The organism is Bradyrhizobium sp. dw_411 (assembly GCF_018449695.1).
Lineage (GTDB): Bacteria > Pseudomonadota > Alphaproteobacteria > Rhizobiales > Xanthobacteraceae > Bradyrhizobium.
Window position 1 is genome coordinate 85,640 of sequence record NZ_JAAVUY010000013.1, and the last position, 17,983, is coordinate 103,622.

A 17,983-nucleotide genomic window follows, 5' to 3' on the forward strand; every position below is an offset into this window, starting at 1 on the left:
GTTGACCTCCCCGCTCTAAAAAATGCACGGGCGAGAGAACGCATCATGAAATGCGTCGCGGAGGTGGACCATGCGTAACGAAACGATTGCAATTCACGCCGGCTATGATCCCGATCCGACGACCAAATCCGTCGCGGTTCCGATCTACCAGACGGTCGCTTACGCCTTCGACAGCGCCGATCACGGCGCCGCATTGTTCAACCTCGAAGCGGAAGGTTATCGCTACTCCAGGATCGCCAATCCGACTACCGCCGTCCTTGAAAAACGCGTCGCCGAACTCGAAGGCGGTGTCGGGGCGCTGGCGGTCGCAACCGGACAGGCCGCGCTGCATTTCGCGCTGGTCAATCTCGCCGACACCGGCGGCAACATCGTTTCCGTTCCACAGCTCTATGGCACCACGCACACCTTGATGGCGCACGTGCTGCCGCGCCAGGGCATCACCACGCGCTTTGCCGAAAGCGACAAGGCCGATGCGATCGAGAAACTGATCGACGAAAACACCAAGGCGGTTTTTTCCGAAACCATCGGCAATCCCGCCGGCAATGTCTGTGATATCGAGGCGCTGGCGAAAGTCGCGCATCGCCATGGCGTACCGCTGGTGGTCGACAACACCGTCGCGACGCCGATTCTGTTGAAACCCTTCGATTACGGCGCCGACATCGCCGTGCATTCCCTGACTAAATTCCTCGGCGGGCACGGCACCACGCTGGGCGGCGCGATCGTCGACAGCGGACGTTTTCCCTGGACCGAACAACCGCGGCGTTTTCCGGCTTTCAACGAACCGGACCAATCCTATCACGGGCTCGTCTACACCAAGCAGTTCGGGGCCAGCGCTTACATTCAGCGCGCACGCAGCGTCTATCAGCGCACCATGGGATCGGTGCTGTCACCGTTCAATGCGTTCCTGCTGTTGCAAGGCATCGAAACCGTCGCGCTGCGCGTCGAACGGCATGTCGAGAATGCCCGCAAGGTCGCGGAATTCCTGCGCGCCGACCCGCGTGTCGCCTGGGTCAATTATGCGGGATTTCCCGACAGCCCCTATTACGAACTGGTGCAGAAATATCTCGACGGCAACGCCTCGTCGCTGTTCACCTTCGGCATCAAGGGCGGCATGGAAGCCGGCAAGACCTTCTACGATTCACTGAAGCTGATCACACGGCTGGTCAATATCGGCGACGCCAAGTCGCTGGCCTGCCATCCGGCCTCGACAACGCACCGGCAGATGTCCGCCGAGCAGCAGCGCGTGGCCGGCGTATTGCCGGAAACCATCCGGCTGTCGATCGGCATCGAACACGCCTCCGACATCATCGAAGACATCGACCAGGCACTTGCAGCAGCCAGCGCACGCCACCCGCAGCTTGAAGCGGCGGAATAGACCGGTCGAGCCAGGCATGCCCCTTCTGCACGACAGGCGTCGATTGATTGTCAGCCCCGCGCTGGCGCCTGCGCAGATGCGTGAGACCGATCGATTCGACCGCGGTGAGGAGGCCACGGACGGCGTGCTCACGATCGGGCTCATCAACAACATGCCGGACGGCGCGCTGCAATCGACCGAACGGCAATTCATGCGGCTACTGACTGCCGCCGCCGGCAACAATCGCGTTCGCTTCCACTGCTTCGCGCTGCCATCGGTTCGCCGGTCGCAACCGGCGAAATGGCGGGTCGACCAAAAATATACCGACATTGCCGACCTCGATCATTTGCACATCGACGGATTGATTGTCACCGGCGCCGAGCCGATCGCCACGACGCTTCCGGAAGAACCGTTCTGGCAGGAACTCGCCGAGATCGTCGACTGGGCCAAGACCAACACCCGCTCGACCATCTGGTCGTGTCTCGCCGCCCACGCCGCGGTGCTGCATCTCGATGGTATCGAGCGGCATCGGCTCGATACCAAATGCTCCGGAATATACGACTGCGCCAACATGACGGACGATTGGCTGATGCGGGATTTGCCGCCATCGATCCGAATTGCGCACTCACGCATCAACGAGCTGCGCCAGATCGAGCTGGATGCCCGGGGCTACCGCTCATTGACGCATTCGGCGGAGGCTGGCGTCGATATCTTTGCCAAGCAATTTCAAAGCCAATTCGTGTTCTTTCAGGGCCACCCTGAATATGATCCGCTGTCCCTGGAGCGGGAATATCTGCGCGATATCTCGCGCTTTCTGGCCGGCGAGCGCGATAGTTATCCGGCCTTTCCGGTCGGCTATTTCGATGCCGCGACCGAAGAAAGACTGATGGATTTCGAGCGGCGCGCGCGTCTCGAGCGACGGCCGGGCCTGAGCGCCGAATTGCCGGACCGCACGGTTCGGCCTGATAGCGCTACCGGCGCGACAGCGACGATGATCTTCCGCAACTGGCTCGATTATCTTTCCGGCGACGCGCAACCGGTTGCGCCGTCGATGGACCGCGGAGCGCTGCGATGATCGACATTTCAGAGCGTTTTCGAGCGAAGTGGATACCGGTTCGCGTGAAGAAAACGCGTCAAAACAAACGAGCAGAGCCCGGTTCTGATTCAATCAGAGCCGATATGGCTCTGGCCGCCGGTCGAATGAAGGCGGCCTGACCCATGCGTTCAGATTGGTCTGCATTCAAGGCGCGTGTGAGCAACCGTTTGGCGCGGGATCTCGGCGCTGTGCCGTTTCGGCTGCAAAACAAGGCCCCGATGGTCAGCTTCACGTTCGACGATACGCCCAGGAGTGCGGCCACCGCCGGCGCTCCTATTCTCGATGAATACCAAGCGAAAGGAACTTTCTACATCTCCGGCGGGCTGGTGAATCAATCGTCGGACCATTGGATGGGGATCACCAACGACGAGATCATGGAACTGCATCGCGCGGGTCATGAAATCGCCTGCCATACGTTTTCGCACGTAAGAGCCACCGACCTCGGTGCGGCGGCATTGACAGCAGAGATCGAGAAAAACCGCAGCTACTTTCTGGCGCTCGACCCGTCGATCCGGATCGAGAATTTTGCCTATCCCTATGGCCTGGGTACGGTATTGCACAAGCGGCGGCTCAAACAGACCTTCCGCTCGTCGCGCGGCATCATGCCTGGCGCCAACAGCGGGACGGTCGATTTGCAGTATCTGAATTCCACGCCGCTGATTAATCGCCATATCGATTGTGACGGGATCGATCGCGCCTTCGACGAAACCATCGCCACAAACGGCTGGCTTATTTTCTACGGCCACGACGTAGCGACCTCGCCCAGCCCCTTCGGCTGCACGCCCGCGCTGATGCGGCACGCGCTGGCCGCGGCATCGCGCCGGAACGTCCAGATCCTGAGCGTGGCGGAAGCGTTGGCGTTGGCGGGCGCGTAGGTCGGGCCCCATTTTTGCGGGTCACATGGACAGCCCGAATCAGCAATAGACCTGCTAGGATCGTGGTCCGGGCTTCGGCCTCGGAGATCGATCCTTTCCAGTTTCTGTTCGGGCCAATAAAATCCATATGTCCGTTTCTGCGCTCGCCCCGATCCCCAGCCGTCTCTCCGACATCGCCCCCGACCCGCTTTCAGTGCTGAATTCGGTGTTCGGCCTGCCCGGCTTTCGCGGCGCGCAGGAAGAGATCGTTGGGCATGTCGTGGCGGGCGGCAACTGCCTGGTGCTGATGCCGACCGGCGGCGGCAAGTCGCTGTGTTATCAATTGCCGTCATTGCTGCGCGAAGGCTGCGGCATCGTCGTCTCGCCGCTGATCGCGCTGATGCGCGACCAGGTCGCGGGATTGCTCGAAGCCGGCGTCAAAGCGGCGGTGCTGAACTCGACGCTCTCGTACGAAGAAGCCTCCGCGATCGAGGCGCGGCTTTTGGCGGGCGATCTCGATCTGCTTTATGTGGCGCCCGAACGCCTGCTGACGCCGCGCTGTCTCGCCTTGCTCGGCCGCGCCAAGATCGCATTGTTTGCGATCGATGAGGCGCATTGCGTTTCGCAATGGGGGCATGATTTTCGCCCGGAATATATCGGCCTGTCCGTCATCGCAGAGCGCTTTCCGAATGTGCCGCGCATCGCGCTCACGGCTACGGCCGACGACCTCACCCGCAAGGAGATCGTCGACCGGCTTGGGCTAGCCGATGCGCCGAGATTTGTCGCGAGTTTCGATCGCCCGAACATCAAATATGAAATCGTCGACAAGCAGAATGCCCCGGCGCAACTCAAGGCTTTCATAAGCGAACGCCATTCTGGCGACGCCGGTATCGTCTATTGCCTGTCGCGCGCCAAGGTCGAGGACACCGCCGCCGCGTTGAACAAGGCCGGCATCGAGGCGCTGCCCTATCATGCCGGTCTCGACGCCAACATTCGCGCCCGCAATCAGGATCGCTTCCTCAACGAAGACGGCGTCGTGATTGTCGCGACGATCGCGTTCGGCATGGGCATCGACAAGCCCGACGTGCGCTTTGTGGCGCATCTCGATCTGCCGAAGAGCATCGAGGCCTATTACCAGGAGACTGGCCGCGCCGGCCGCGACGGCAAACCGTCCACCGCGTGGATGGCCTATGGCCTGTCAGACATCGTGCAGCAGCGGCGCATGATCGACGAATCCACCGGCGCCGAAGCGTTCAAGCGCGTGTCGATCGGCAAGCTCGACGCGCTGGTCAGCCTGGCTGAAACCGCCAATTGCCGGCGCACCCGCCTGCTCGGCTATTTCGGTGAAACCCTTGCCGCCACCAAATGCGGCAATTGCGACAACTGCCTGTCGCCGCCTTTAGTCCGCGACGGCAAGGTCGCCGCGCAAAAACTGTTGTCCTGCGCTTATCGCACCGGGCAACGTTTTGGCGCCATGCATCTGATCGATGTCCTGATCGGCCGCGAGACCGAACGCGTTCAGCAATTCGGCCACGACAAGCTTTCGGTGTTCGGCATCGGCGCCGAATTCAACGAAAAGCAATGGCGCGGCGTGATCCGGCAACTGGTCGCGATGGGCCATCTGCAGCCCGACGCCGAGGCCTTCGGCGCGCTGAAACTGACGGAGACCGCGCGCGGCGTCTTGAAAGGCGAGACCGAGGTGATGCTGCGTGAGCAGGCCGCCGGCCGCCCCAGCCGGACCAAATCCCGGCGCGGCGATATCGCTGTATCCGCTGGCCAAAGCAAGGCGGGCGATCCCTCGCTGATCGGCGCGCTCCGGGCGTGGCGTTCGGAAGTCGCGCGGCAGCGAGGCGTCCCGGCCTATGTCGTGCTGCATGATGCAACCATCGATGGCATTGCATCGTCGCGCCCGACGACATCAGGACAGCTTCGCAATATCCCGGGAATTGGCGAGAAGAAGCTTGAGCACTACGGCGACGAACTGATCGCGCTGGTGAAGGCGAGTGGCGGTTAGGCGCAATTTCGGTCCAACAGCTTCATCCTTCGAGACGCATCGCTTTGCGATGCTCCTCAGGATGAGGTCGGGGCCAGGATAAAGGCTTGGCCGGACAAGCTGTCAGACCCTCATGGTGAGGAGCGCGTCTTCGCGCGTCTCGAACCATGAGGCCGCGGGAGGCGCAGCTTCGGCCGATTACACGAACGCCACGCCCTCGCCGGCCACAATCGAAATGCCGACCGTCGAACCGGTCGGCCAACGCGCCATCGTTTCGTGGCCAGCGGATCGCACCAGAAGCCGATCCCGAGAGGAATCCTTGCATTCGATATAAGTGTCGACGTGGCCGCCTTGATAGACATGGGCAGCGATGGTGCCGCTGGTTGCGCAGGACGGCGTGGCTTCGGTCATCACGAGATGTTCGGGCCGCACGAACAGATCGATTGGCGCGGATGCCGCGACATCCATCACAGCGCCGCTCGGCACCTTCACCTTGATAACGCCAACACTGATGACGGCCAACGCGCCTTCGATGCCTTCGAGCCGGCCGCGCAGCACATTGGTGTCGCCGACGAACGAGGCGACGAACCGGTCGCAGGGCTGGCGGTAGATTTCCTGCGGGGTTCCGAGCTGGCGGACTTTGCCTTCGGACATCACGGCGACCCGATCGGACAGGCTCAGCGCCTCGCCCTGATCGTGGGTGACGAAGATGGTCGTCACATTCAGCTTGCGCTGGATTTCCCGCAGCTCCACCTGCATCGACGCGCGCAGATTTTTGTCCAGCGCCGAAAAGGGCTCGTCGAGCAGGAGAACCGTCGGATTGATCACCAGCGCGCGCGCCAGCGCGACGCGCTGCTGCTGGCCGCCCGAGAGCTGGCGCGGCGTGCGGTCTTCAAAACCTGTGAGTCTCACCAGCGCCAGCACCTCCTGGACGCGACGGTCCCGCTCCGGTTTGGCGATGCCACGGACCTTCAAGCCATAGGCGACATTGCCGGCCACGCTCATATGCGGGAACAGCGCGTAATTCTGAAACATCATGCCGATCTCGCGCTTGTAGGTCGGCACATCATTCATGCGCTCGCCGGCGATGCGAATTTCGCCACCGTCCGGGCTGAGAAATCCCGCCGCCAGGTTAAGCAGCGTCGTCTTTCCGCAGCCAGAAGGGCCAAGCAAGGTCATGAACTCGCCGGGCTTGATCGACATCGACACATTGTCGAGAGCCGTGACCGCGTCAAAGCGCTTGGTCACATTGCTGAACCGAACCGCGCCTTCATCAGGGACAGCAGCTGTTTCCTGTTGCGCTTTCGCGCCGATATCAGCGGCTTTGTTCAATGTTCAACACCTTACCCAGACCCAAAAACGCGTTCGCGAACACAATCAGCGCGGCGGTCGCCACGATATACATCACTGAAAGCGCCGCCATCGAAGGATCGGCAAACTCCCTGACATAATTATACATTGCCACCGGCAGGGTCTGCGTGCGCTGCGATGTGACGAACAACGAAGCCGTGAATTCATTGAACGACAACATCGCGGCGAACAGCCAGCCGCTGACCAGCCCCGGAACCAGCAGCGGCAGCGTGATGGTCAGCAGCACCCGCAGCGGCGACGCGCCGAGGCTGGCCGCGGCGCGCTCATAACTCTGGTCGAGATTGCGCAGCGACACATAGACGCTGCGCAGCACAAAGGGCAGCACCAGCACAACGTGGCAGGCAATCACCACCGCAAAGCCGCGATTCCATCCGATTTGCGCGGCCAGAATGAGAAAACCTAGTCCGACCGTAAAATGCGGGATCACGAGCGGCGACACCAATATCGCCTCCAGCACCTTCTTGAAGCGAAAAGTGTAGCGATGCAGCGCGAAGGCAAACATGGCGCCGATCACCAGTGCCAAGCTCGAGCTCCAAGCCGTGACGACCAAGCCGTTGCGGAAACCGTCCCGAAAATCCTGATAGGCGATGGCCTTGGCGAACCAGCGCCACGACCATGCCTGCGGCGGAAAGGAAAGAATCGCCTTGTCGTTAAAGGCCGCGATCGTAACAACGACCGCCGGCAAGATCAGGAAGCCAAGGATCAGCACAACGGCAAACTTGCCGGCGAAACCGAGCAGGCGTTGATAGGCCGAGCACGGCATCTTAATGCGGCCCGATATTTTCGAGCCGGCGCGACGCCAGCCGCAATCCGCTCAGGACCACAATCGTCAGCGCCAGCCCAGCCACGCACAGGCTTGCCGCGAACGGGAAATTGAAGCTGGCGAAACCAAGCTGGTACACCAGATTGGAAATCATATTGACCCTCCCGCCGCCGATCAGTTGCGGGGTCGCGAACGCGCTGAAGGTCCACGCAAAGGCCGTGGTGACGCCGGCCACCACGCCCGGCATCGACAAGGGCAGCGTTACCGTCAGGAACACACGGATGGGGCCGGCGCCGAGGCTTTCGGCGGCGCGCTGGTAATCGCGGTCAATATGCGACAGGCCCGCGGCCAGCATGATCACCATGACAGGCATTGTCACATGAACCAGCGCCACCACCACGCCAAAGGTGGTGAACATGAACTGGACCGGCTGCCGGATGATCCCGAGGTTGAGTAAAATCGAATTGATGAACCCGTTATTGCCGAGCACGATGATCCAGGAATAGGTGCGCACCACCTCTCCCAGAAACAATGGCGTGACGACGATCACCAGCAGAATGGATTTGATCGCGGCGCTTTGGGTTCGCACCAGCGCGTAGGCCAGGGGGTAGCCGACGATCAGCGTCGAGACCGCTGTCAGGAAACAGATCACCACGGTGTCGAAGAATACGCGCGCGTAGAGCGGCTTCAGCAGATCGATGAAGTTTGCAAAGGTGAAGCCGCCGGGATCGAGCGAGCCGGGAACATAGGCGCGCAGGCTGAATTGCAGTACGGCCACCATCGCGGCGAGGAAGCTGAATGCGCACAGCCACGCCGGCGCCGTGAAGGCGCGGAGAAAAGGCTGCGGATTCACAGAAAGACCTGGGTTGGAGCGTTACCGGTTCTGATTGAATCAGAACCGGGCTCTACTCTTTTGTTTTGACGCGTTTTCTTCACGCGAACCGGTAGCCACTTCGCTTGAAAACGCTCTGGCATCAATTCATGATGTTCTCGGCAAACCACTTGCGCCACTCCGCGGTTTTCTCGGCACGCAGCTTGGCGTCGATATTGATCTGCTGCTTCCACTGCGCCGCCGTGGTGAAGACGCCCGGAAGCTTGGCGATTTCCGGATCGATCTTGGCGTTGAGCACCGCCGGGCTGCCCTTCTTGATCCTGGCAATCTCGGCCTGGATCTGCGGATCGTAGAGCGTGTTGATAAACTTGTAGGCGAGATCGGCCTTCTTCGAGCCTTTCATGATCGCCACGGTATCGATACCGAGCACGGCGCCTTCCTTCGGGATCGCCAGCGTGATCGGAACGCCCTGCCCGATCATGTAATACGCGTTCATCGACAGCACGATCTGCACCGGCGTTTCTCCGCTGGCGAGCAATTGCTGGCTGTTGGCGTCGTTGGTGTAGAACGCCTTGAAGTTGGGTTTCAGCGCCTTGAGCTTGTCCTGTCCCTTTTCCCAATGCGCGGCGTCGCCACCTGACAGAAGTGCCGAGACCGCGATGATGTGGCTGGGATCGAAATCCGGCCCGGCGATCTTGCCCTTCATTTCGGGCTTCCACAGATCGTTCCAGCTATCGAATTTTATCTCGCCCAACAAATCGGCGCGGTAGCCGATCGTATAGACATAGGCCCAGGCTCCGAGATGGAACGGACTGATGCGGGCTTCATCGGCGAGGTTCGCCGCGTTTGGAATTTTCGAAAGATCGAGCTGCTCGAACAGCCCGTCATTGGCATAGAGCCAGCCGACATGGGATGTCGTAAATGTAATATCGCTCTCGGGATTGCCCTTGGCGAGCTTCTCTTTATTCAGCCGGTCGATAGTGCCGCCGGTGATGAACTCGACCGGGACGCCGGTGTCGGCGGTGAATTTCTTGGCGACGGTCTCCGCGATCAGATCGCGCCAGCTACCGCCCCAGATGCTGATGACCAGCTTGTCCTGCGCCTGCGCCGGCACTGACATCGCAAGCACGAAGATCGCGAGTAAAAAGCGCCTCATGGTCTATCCCCCGTTGGTACTGTTCTCGATAACACCCACTCGATCTCGCGCCGCGCTACCGGAACAGTCTGCATCCGCGTTGGATCGACAACAAGACTGATCTTTCCTACATTCAGCGCCATCAGGTCACGCCGCGAGACTTGAAGTAGTCTGAATAGGATTCAGCAGCGGCAAGTTGCTTGCTCGCAAGGGAGTTGATTGATGGTGGCTTCGGGTAAGCAATCCGCAGATCCGCATCGGCCGTCCGAGATCCTCGATACTCTGAAAAATCTTGGTTTTGGCGTTGCAATTGCCGTGCCGGATAGCTGGCTTGGCGAGATTCTCGTGAAGATCGAGCAGGAGCCGACGATGCGGCTGGTGCGGGCGACACATGAGGAAGAGGCGCTGGCGATCGCGTGCGGCACGAGGCTGGGCGGCCTGCGCACAGCGATGTTTGTGCAGAATGCCGGCTTGCTGAGCATGGGCGCGGGCATGGTCTCGCTCGCCCAGCGCTATCAGTTTCCGCTGCTGATGCTGGTCTCATATCGCGGGACCATCGAAGACCCCGTGTTCTATCACACCCCCAAGGGACGGGTGACGGAGCCGGTGCTTAAAGGCATCGGTCTCGCTTATGCGCTGGCCGATCGCCACCGGCCGATAGGCCCTCAGATCGAGCGCGCCGCGACCTATGCCGAGGAAGCCTCGTGCCCGTTCGCGCTGCTGCTGTCGCAGGAGGATGTCCAATGGTGAATGCAGCAATTTCTCCGAGCCGGGCCGACTATTATCAGGTCCTCGCCGACACGCTGCCGAAAGATGCGCTGGTGGTGACGTCGCTCGGCAATGCTTCCTATCTGTGGGCGGCGATGCATCATCGTCCCGAGAATTTCTACTTTGAAGACGCGATGGGTCTGGCGCTGCCGCTGGCGCTTGGGCTGGCGATCGCGCAACCGGAGCGGCCGGTGATCGTGGTCGAGGGCGACGGCGCCCTGATGATGCATATGGGCGCGCTGGTCACTGTCGGCGCGGTCGCGCCCGCTAATTTGACCGTGTTGCTGATCCAGAACGGCGTTCACGCCGCTTCCGGCGGGCAGGCTTTGACCAACGCCAATCTCGATCTCGCCGCACTGGCGCGCTCCGCCGGGATTGGCCGGGCACAAAATATCGCAACGCCGGAAGCATTTGCTTCCGCAATGCGCGCTCCCGCCGACGGCGACGGCACCCGCTTTCTGGTTTTATCGGCGAGGCCGGATACTGAAGTGGTGAAGCCACCGATTGCGTTCGATCCGGTGCTGACCAAACATCGCTTCACAACTGCGATCGGCGCGCCGCGTTATGTGCCGACGATGTTTGGTGGCGGACGGCTGCAGAAGGAATAGCCGCGTCTACCTTCGCCGCTTCATCCTTCGAGACGCATCGCTGCGCAATGCTCCTCAGGATGAGGTCGGAGAACCCTCATGGTGAGGAGCGCGTCTTCGCGCGTCTCGAACCATGAAAGCCCCAGGCGCAAGAAACGACAAAGGGCGGCCATGAGCCGCCCCTTTCTTACCCGCGATGAAGCCGGAAAATTACATCGGCGGGATCACGCCGTCCTTGCCGAACAGCACGGCGCCGCCATTCAAAGCGCCATCGGTCTGGCGCATGGTCGGCACGAATACGATCGCACCGGGCTTGATCTCTTCCTTGGTGGCCGGAACGATGGTCACGACAGGAACATTGGCGGGAACGTCGATTTTCTTTTCACCGCCCTTGTAGGTGACGGTGATGGTCTGGCCTTCGACCCCCTTGACCGCATTGGCCACCGTCGCATTCGTCATCATGCTGTTGGAGCCGAGATCCCAGGGGTAATGGCCTTCGCCGGTGCCGCGCATCTTGTCGGGAAACACCACGACCTCGAGGGATCGCAACGTCGAATCCGGCTGGGTCACGGTGGCGGTGCCGATGAAGGTACCTTCCTTGATGTCGGCCATCGAGGACTTTACCACGGCGAGCGCTGCAAAATTATCCGACAGATTGACGGTGACGTCCTTGCCATCCTTGGCATGAACGACGAGCTTGGTGCCCTCAAGACTCACGACCGAGCCGCGTACGCGGACGGGGGTGCCATCCGCAAAGGCGGACGCGGAAACGAGCGCCATCGGAATGAGAGCTGCTGCGAAAGCAAGCGCCAGACGTCCATAGTGCTGCGAGAGCCTGATCATAACCCCTCCTGTGTATTGCGACGGCCACTGGATGCGGCCTTGATGTGGGTGTTGAACCGGAACACCGGGGCGACGGAACTATTCCACCGACGCGTGGTCACTGATAAGTTACCGCAATGCCACGCTGACAAAATCGGCCAGCGCACGAACAAATGACGCGATCCCGAACGTCGAAGTTCATAAAGAAGGCAGGAAAAACAATGAACCACGTACTCTTCTCACTGTGCGTCACCATCGTCATGTCTGTCGCATTGCCGGCGCACGCGCAGAATTCGTCGGCCGTCGAGCGACGCATCGTTTCGCGCGGCAACGTCGATATCGAGGTTCTGTCGCAGGGCTCAGGCGCCGTGATCGTGATGCTGCCTTCGCTGGGCCGCTCCGGCGAAGATTACGATGCCGTTGCCGCGATGTTGGCCTCCGAAGGATTCCGGGTGCTGCGGCCGCAACCCCGCGGGATCGGACGCAGCAAGGGACCGATGGACGGCTTGAGCATGCACGATCTCGCCGCCGATGTCGCAAAAGTCATCGAAAACGAAAACAAGGGATCGGCGATTGTTGTGGGGCATGCCTTCGGTAATTTTGTCGCCCGGCAAATCGCGGCCGACCGGCCCGATCTGGTGCGCGGCGTGGTGGTCGCGGCGGCGTCTTCCGGCAAGGTCCCGCCGGGCTCGACCGAAAAGCCGATCGGCCCGGACATTCGCCAGGCCATCGACGGTCCCTCCGATGCATCTATGCCCGAAGCGAAACGGCTGGAGTATCTGCAGATCGCGTTTTTTGCGCCGGGCAATGATGCGAGCGTCTGGCTCGGCGGATGGAATTCCGAGGTGCACCACATGGAATCGCACGCTCGCGAGCATACGCCGGTCGATGATTACTTCGCGGCCGGCACCGCGCCGATACTGGATCTGCAGGCCGAGAACGATCCCGTCGCGCCACGCCGCTTTGCCGGCGTGCTCAAGTCAATGCTGGGAGACCGGGTGACGATTGTCGTCATCCCCAATGCAAGCCATGCGCTGTTTCCCGAACAGCCCAAGGCGGTCACGCAGGCGATCGCGAGTTTCGCCCGGCGAATTTACGGGATGTAACCGATTCTATTTGCCGGCCAGTCCGTCGGCCTTATCGGCGCTGCGGGTCGCCTCGCCGAGAAACGCCGTGAGATCCGCGACCACCACATCGACATGAGGCTGCTTCGACAAAGGTTCGACCGGATCAATCGACGGATCGATCACCAGCACGGTCTTCATGCCCAACTCGTGCGGCACGACAAGATTGCCGGGACGATCCTCGAACATCGCGGATGTCAGGGGATTGACTCCATGCGCATCCAAAAAGCCTGAAAAGGCGCTGAGATGCGGTTTGCCGAGGAAATCGCTGTCCTCGATACTGGCGATGGCATCAAACAGATCGGACATGCCCATGACCTCCAGCGCAGCGACGGCGTGGCCGCGGGAGGCGTTGGTGAAGACGATCCGCCGGCCTGGAAGTGCCCGCAGCGCCGCGATGAGCGCTTCATTGCGCCCAAGCACCGACAGATCGATATCGTGAATGAAGTCCAGAAAGGCACGCGGCGCGATGCCATGCAAATCGATCAGACCGTGGAGCGTTGCGCCATAGCGTTGATAGTAATCGAGATGCACGGCCTCGGCAGCGGCGTGATCGATCTTCATCTGATCGGCGATGAACAGAACCACGCGCCGCTTCATTTGATCATGGAGACCGATCGAACGCGGATAGAGCGTATCGTCCAGATCGAACACCCATGTATCGACATGAGCGAATTCGCCGAGCGAACCGCCCGCCTTGTCGTATTCCAGCGCGGGCGCAAAATCCGTCATGGAGCTTTCAACGCGTTATACCGGCCGACGCCCCGCCGGACGTCAGCGCGCGGCTTCGTTCAAGCGCTGAATGGTGCGATGCGCGCTGGGTTTGATATCGCGCACATCGAGGCTGATATCAAGCGCACGAATAGAGTGCGTGAGATCGCCAACCGAGATGATATCGACGCCGGTTTCAGCGATCGGCACAATGGTCTGCTCGTTGATACCGCCGGAGGCTTCGGTCATGGCCCGGCCGTTGACCAGCTTGAGGCCGGCGCGCATCTCGTCCATGTCCATATTGTCGAACATGATGATCTCGACGCCGCAGGCCAAGGCTTCTTCGACCATTTCAAGCGTCTCGCATTCCACCTCGATCTTGAAGGTGTGCTGCGCGGACGCGCGCAATATCTTGATCGCGTTGGTGATCGAACCTGCGATCTTGATGTGGTTGTCCTTGACCAGAATGCAGTTGGCGAGGCTGAAGATATGATTGTGTGCGCCGCCGACCCGCACCGCATATTTCATGATCATGCGCAGACCCGGCCAGCCCTTGCGGGTGTCGGTGAGCCGCACTTTGGTATGCTTGACCAGATCGACATAGCGCCGGGTCTTGGTGGCAATGCCGGACATCTGCTGTAGCCAGTCGAGCGAATTGCGCTCGATGATGAAGAAGGTCGAGGCGCGCGCCTTGACGCGCAGCAACACGGTGCCGGGCCCGACCGGATCGCCATCCTGCACCGCATATTCGATCTGCGCCTCGGGATCGATCTGCTTGATGGTCTCATCCGCCAATAACAAGCCGCAGACGATGCCATGGCCCTTGGCGTAGATCTGCGCCGTCTGCACCGGGTCTTCACCGACCAGGAATCCGCCGGTGGTATCGCCGGGACCGAGTTCTTCGCGCAGCGCCTGCTCGACCAGCGGCCGGATCATAAAACGATTAAGTCTCATCGGATCAATCCTTCAAAGCCTAAGATGAAAGTTTATTGGTGAATGCCTTGCCAGCCTTCATCACGAGATGAAGCCGCTCGCGTTCTTGCATGACCTTGATATCGTCCAACGGATCGCCATCGACCACGAGAATGTCGGCGACCTTGCCGGCGGCCAGCGCGCCAAGCTCGGGACGCTCGATGCATTCCGCCGCCTTGCTGGTGGAGGCGACGATGACTTCCATCGGCGTCATGCCGAGCCAGTTCACCATGAACTCCAGCTCGACCATGTTCTCGCCGACCAGCAGGCGATGCGACTGGTCGGTGCCCATCGCCACCTTGACGCCACGGCGCACCGCTTCCTTCCACACCGGAATTTGCGCCTGCATCAAATCGTAGATCTGCCGGTCCTTGACGTCCTCCTGGCCCATCTGGTGACCGGCCCAGGACTTGTCGTCACCGCGCTTCTTCATCGACAGCGGCACCAGTGCCAGCGTCGGAACCCACCACGTGTTCATCTCGATCATCTTGTCGACGCAGCCTTCGTCGATGAACCAGCCATGTTCCAAAGTGTGAATACCGGCCTGCACAGCGTTGCGGATGCCGTCGATACCTTCGGCATGAACCGCGACGCGGCGCTTTTTGGCGGCAGCTTCCTCAACGGCGGTACGGATTTCCTCGATGGTGAATTGCGGTTCGTCCCAACTGTCGGTGATCGAGGTGATGCCGCCGGTCGCGCAAATCTTGATGAAGTCTGCCCCGCGCATCAGCAATTCGCGCACGACGCGGCGGATTTCCTCGACGCCGTCAGCTACGGTGTTGGGCAACCACGCGCGTTTTTGAATCCGCATGTCGGCCGGCACCCAGTAATCGCCGTGGCCGCCGGTCTGCGAGATCATGCCGAGCGAGATCAGCAACCGCGGGCCGTCGATCAAGCCCTCTTCAATCGCGGCGCGAAAGCCCGCATCGGCGCCGCCCATATCGCGCGCGGTCGTTATGCCGCAGGCCAGCGTCTCGCGGAAGATGTCGATGGAACGCAGCACATTGTAGGTCGGCGCATTCAACAAATGCTGCCGCATGTCGCGGGCCCGATAGGTGCCGTGGACGTGGCAATCGATAAATCCCGGCAGGACCGTGCGGCCACTCGCGTCGATCCGCCTGGCCTTGGAAGGAATTGCTACGTTTTTCTCGGAACCCGCCGCAATTATTCTCCCGTCCTCGATGACGACAACACCCGAACGGATCGGATCGCCGCCGAGCCCGTCTATCAAGGTACCACCGACAATCGCAGAGAGCATTCACGCAGTCCTTTGTAACCGAGCTGGAAGGCTAACAGGCCCGAAATTAAGGCGTAGTGCCAAAGGCCATTAAATTCATGGGTCCACTTGCGCGCTCACGCAAGTGCCTACTTAGGCCGGACCTATATGCCCGCCAAGCGCCTTCAGGACAGGTCCACCGTCACGGTCTTTTCCTCGGTATAAAACGCCAGTGCGCTCATGCCGAGTTCGCGCCCGATGCCGGAACGCTTATAGCCGCCGAACGGCGCAAACACACTCATGGAACTGGCGCTTGGCAAACCGTTGACCGCGATCATGCCGGTGCGCACGCTCTTGGCAACCCGCAGCGCGCGCCCGATATCGCGCGACCAAACGGAGCCATTGAGACCATAGGCGGAGTCATTGGCCTCGCGGATCGCTTCCGCCTCGGTATCGAACGGCGTGATGCTGCACACCGGACCGAAGACTTCGTCCTGATAGAGCGGCAGTTGCGGCGATACGTTGCCAAAAGCGGTCGGCAGATAGAAATTACCGCTCTTGAGATCATCGGGGCGATGGCCGCCGGCCAGCAGCGTGGCTCCGCTCTGCTGCGCGGCGCGAACACTGTGATCGACCCTGTTCCAATGATCAGCAGAAATCAGCGGACCGAGCGTGGTCGCGGGATCAAGCGGCGAGCCGAGCTTCAATTTGCCGAGCTCCTCGACCAGCGCTTGCGTAAAGGGCGCAACCGCTGACTTCTGCACCAGAAATCGCGAGCGCGCCGAACAGGATTGCCCGGCGTTGCCGAATGCAGCCCCGACCGCGCTCCTGGCGGCTTTGGCAATATCCGCATCGTCAAACACGATGCAGGCATTCTTGCCGCCGAGTTCCAGCGCGACCTTCTTGATGGTCCCGGCGGCGGCGCGCATAACTGAAATGCCGACCGCCGTCGAACCGGTGAAGGAAATGCCGTCGATATCAGGATGCTCCGCAAGCACCTGGCCTATCCCGGCGCCGCCCGGCAGTACATTGACAATTCCCTTGGGTACGCCGCAGCCGGCGATGATCTCGGCGAGCAGCAACGTGGACAGCGGCGTCAAGGGCGACGGCTTCAGCAGGCTGGCGCAACCGGCGGCGAGCGCCGGCGCGAGTTTCCAGGCGGCGGCCAGCAGCGGAAAATTCCATGGCGTGATCTGCGCGACAACGCCTAGCGGCTCGCGCAAGGTGAAGTTCAGGATATTTTCAGCGACCGGAATGGTGTCGCCAAAGAACTTGTCCATGGCGCCGGCGTAATAGCTGAAGACCCGCGCCGCGCCGGCGACTTCCCGGCGCGCGCCGGTGATCGGCTTGCCGCCATTGACGCATTCCAACAGCGCCAGATCTTCCGACCGCGCCGTGATGCCATCGGCGATTGCGCGCAGGATCTGGCCACGTTCGAATACCGGCATCCGCGGCCAATCGCCTTCGTCGAAGGCGCGGCGTGCGGCATTGATCGCGGTTAACACCTGTTCGGAGCTTGCCGGCGTTACGCTGGCGATGACTTCCCCGGTAGCAGGGTTCAGCAGCGCTTCAGCCGTTCCCGCCGGCTCGACAAAAGCTCCGTCGATGAAAGCTGTCAGCCGAAGCCTGGGAAGCGCGGCTGGCACGATCAGGCCGCCGATTTCACGGCCTGCATCTGTTCATACAAATGCGCGGCGGCATCGCCGGGAGACTTGCTGCCGGTAATGAGGCGGCCAACGATGGCGAAGCGGCGCTTGCAGGTGGCGGCCGCCGCGAAGGATGTCTCGATGCTGCCGCCGAGCGCGCCGAAGCCCGTCAGCAGGACCAGCGGCGACGCGACGTTTGAAGCGATCCACGCCGACCATCGCTTGATCTTGGCGGTATCGTGCGCCGGCAGCACAAAATGATCGGCCTTGTTATGCACCGCGCGGACCAGAATGCGATCGAGCGCATCGTCCAGCATATAGCCGCCGCCGGAAACACCGTAATCCGGAACCGGAATTTCGCCCCCAACGAAGGGAATCAAACCGGCGCGGATCGCCTCGCCCACAAAGCCATCCACCGCCGTCGGCCCTGCGACGGGAAATAAAATCAGCCCGTCGACGTCGGCTTCCTTGCACAACGCCGTGTATTTTACCGCCATGTCCGGCATGTCGGGGCCGGCTTTCTGATGATCGTAAACAATCGGCAGATCGGTCAGATCGCGCAGGCGGCGGACCGATTCGGTCAGGCCAAAGCGTAGCACCGAGGTGAGGCCGAGCTTGTAGCCGGCGACGCCTTCGCGTTTGGACGTTTCGCGCACTACCCGTTCGAGATGTTCGGGTGAATCGATATCGAGCGCGGGCACGATGCCCATTTCGCCCTTGAGCGCTTTTGCCATGAGAT

18 protein-coding genes are annotated in these 17,983 nt (G+C 61.1%); 8 read left to right on the plus strand and 10 right to left on the minus strand.

What is annotated here, in order from left to right:
• Positions 1–70 precede the first annotated feature (70 nt).
• The 5 genes from HB676_RS22085 to recQ all read left to right on the plus strand — a co-directional run bounded on the left by HB676_RS22085 (position 71) and on the right by recQ (position 5,318).
• Positions 71–1,375: an O-acetylhomoserine aminocarboxypropyltransferase/cysteine synthase family protein gene (locus HB676_RS22085; protein WP_213740332.1), complete on the plus strand. Its 1,305-nt coding sequence runs from the start codon at positions 71–73 to the stop codon at positions 1,373–1,375.
• A 16-nt stretch (positions 1,376–1,391) separates the two neighbouring features.
• Complete coding sequence (locus HB676_RS22090) at positions 1,392–2,429, plus strand: homoserine O-succinyltransferase (RefSeq protein ID WP_213740334.1); 1,038 nt, start codon at positions 1,392–1,394, stop codon at positions 2,427–2,429.
• Positions 2,426–2,569 carry a hypothetical protein gene (locus tag HB676_RS22095; RefSeq protein WP_213740336.1) on the plus strand — a complete coding sequence of 48 codons (144 nt, stop codon included), beginning with the start codon at positions 2,426–2,428 and terminating at the stop codon, positions 2,567–2,569. Before HB676_RS22090 ends, HB676_RS22095 begins: the two co-directional genes overlap by 4 nt.
• Positions 2,570–2,617: 48 nt before the next feature.
• Complete coding sequence (locus tag HB676_RS22100; protein ID WP_249780391.1) at positions 2,618–3,325, plus strand: polysaccharide deacetylase family protein; 708 nt, start codon at positions 2,618–2,620, stop codon at positions 3,323–3,325.
• Positions 3,326–3,452: 127 nt separating this feature from the next.
• Complete coding sequence (recQ, locus tag HB676_RS22105) at positions 3,453–5,318, plus strand: DNA helicase RecQ (RefSeq protein WP_213740340.1); 1,866 nt, start codon at positions 3,453–3,455, stop codon at positions 5,316–5,318.
• 177 nt (positions 5,319–5,495) lie between these two features.
• Here recQ and HB676_RS22110 read toward each other — a convergent pair whose 3' ends face one another.
• From HB676_RS22110 to HB676_RS22125, 4 genes are all read right to left on the minus strand, one after another.
• Complete coding sequence (locus HB676_RS22110; protein ID WP_249780392.1) at positions 5,496–6,629, minus strand: ABC transporter ATP-binding protein; 1,134 nt, start codon at positions 6,627–6,629, stop codon at positions 5,496–5,498.
• The gene (locus tag HB676_RS22115; RefSeq protein WP_213740342.1) at positions 6,613–7,431 is read right to left on the minus strand and encodes an ABC transporter permease; all 819 of its coding nucleotides are present in this window, start codon (positions 7,429–7,431) and stop codon (positions 6,613–6,615) included. The genes HB676_RS22110 and HB676_RS22115 overlap by 17 nt, the downstream gene beginning before the upstream one ends.
• Position 7,432: 1 nt before the next feature.
• Entirely contained in the window at positions 7,433–8,284 is an 852-nt protein-coding gene (locus tag HB676_RS22120; protein WP_213740344.1) for an ABC transporter permease subunit, read from the minus strand.
• A gap of 121 nt (positions 8,285–8,405) precedes the next feature.
• Positions 8,406–9,419 (minus strand): ABC transporter substrate-binding protein, encoded by a 1,014-nt coding sequence (locus tag HB676_RS22125; RefSeq protein WP_213740346.1) that lies wholly within the window; start codon positions 9,417–9,419, stop codon positions 8,406–8,408.
• A gap of 201 nt (positions 9,420–9,620) precedes the next feature.
• On the opposite strand from HB676_RS22125, the gene HB676_RS22130 reads away from it, so the two are divergent.
• Positions 9,621–10,148: a thiamine pyrophosphate-binding protein gene (locus HB676_RS22130; RefSeq protein WP_213740348.1), complete on the plus strand. Its 528-nt coding sequence runs from the start codon at positions 9,621–9,623 to the stop codon at positions 10,146–10,148.
• On the plus strand, positions 10,142–10,774 hold the full coding sequence (locus HB676_RS22135) for a thiamine pyrophosphate-dependent enzyme (RefSeq protein WP_213740350.1): 633 nt from the start codon (positions 10,142–10,144) through the stop codon (positions 10,772–10,774). The genes HB676_RS22130 and HB676_RS22135 overlap by 7 nt, the downstream gene beginning before the upstream one ends.
• A gap of 189 nt (positions 10,775–10,963) precedes the next feature.
• Here the strand turns inward: HB676_RS22135 and HB676_RS22140 are convergent, their stop codons facing one another.
• Positions 10,964–11,596: a hypothetical protein gene (locus HB676_RS22140; protein ID WP_213740352.1), complete on the minus strand. Its 633-nt coding sequence runs from the start codon at positions 11,594–11,596 to the stop codon at positions 10,964–10,966.
• Positions 11,597–11,796: 200 nt separating this feature from the next.
• Here HB676_RS22140 and HB676_RS22145 point away from each other — a divergent pair, with 200 nt between their 5' ends.
• On the plus strand, positions 11,797–12,681 hold the full coding sequence (locus tag HB676_RS22145) for an alpha/beta hydrolase (protein ID WP_213740354.1): 885 nt from the start codon (positions 11,797–11,799) through the stop codon (positions 12,679–12,681).
• A gap of 6 nt (positions 12,682–12,687) precedes the next feature.
• Here HB676_RS22145 and HB676_RS22150 read toward each other — a convergent pair whose 3' ends face one another.
• From HB676_RS22150 to HB676_RS22170, 5 genes are all read right to left on the minus strand, one after another.
• Positions 12,688–13,431 carry a pyrimidine 5'-nucleotidase gene (locus HB676_RS22150; protein WP_213740357.1) on the minus strand — a complete coding sequence of 248 codons (744 nt, stop codon included), beginning with the start codon at positions 13,429–13,431 and terminating at the stop codon, positions 12,688–12,690.
• Positions 13,432–13,473: 42 nt separating this feature from the next.
• On the minus strand, positions 13,474–14,364 hold the full coding sequence (gene nadC, locus HB676_RS22155; protein ID WP_213740359.1) for a carboxylating nicotinate-nucleotide diphosphorylase: 891 nt from the start codon (positions 14,362–14,364) through the stop codon (positions 13,474–13,476).
• A 19-nt stretch (positions 14,365–14,383) separates the two neighbouring features.
• The gene (locus HB676_RS22160) at positions 14,384–15,640 is read right to left on the minus strand and encodes an amidohydrolase family protein (protein WP_213740361.1); all 1,257 of its coding nucleotides are present in this window, start codon (positions 15,638–15,640) and stop codon (positions 14,384–14,386) included.
• A gap of 143 nt (positions 15,641–15,783) precedes the next feature.
• Positions 15,784–17,244 carry an aldehyde dehydrogenase family protein gene (locus tag HB676_RS22165; protein WP_213740363.1) on the minus strand — a complete coding sequence of 487 codons (1,461 nt, stop codon included), beginning with the start codon at positions 17,242–17,244 and terminating at the stop codon, positions 15,784–15,786.
• A gap of 2 nt (positions 17,245–17,246) precedes the next feature.
• A complete protein-coding gene (locus tag HB676_RS22170) occupies positions 17,247–17,978 on the minus strand; it encodes an orotidine 5'-phosphate decarboxylase / HUMPS family protein (RefSeq protein ID WP_213740365.1) in 732 nt (243 codons plus the stop codon).
• Positions 17,979–17,983: the final 5 nt, after the last annotated feature.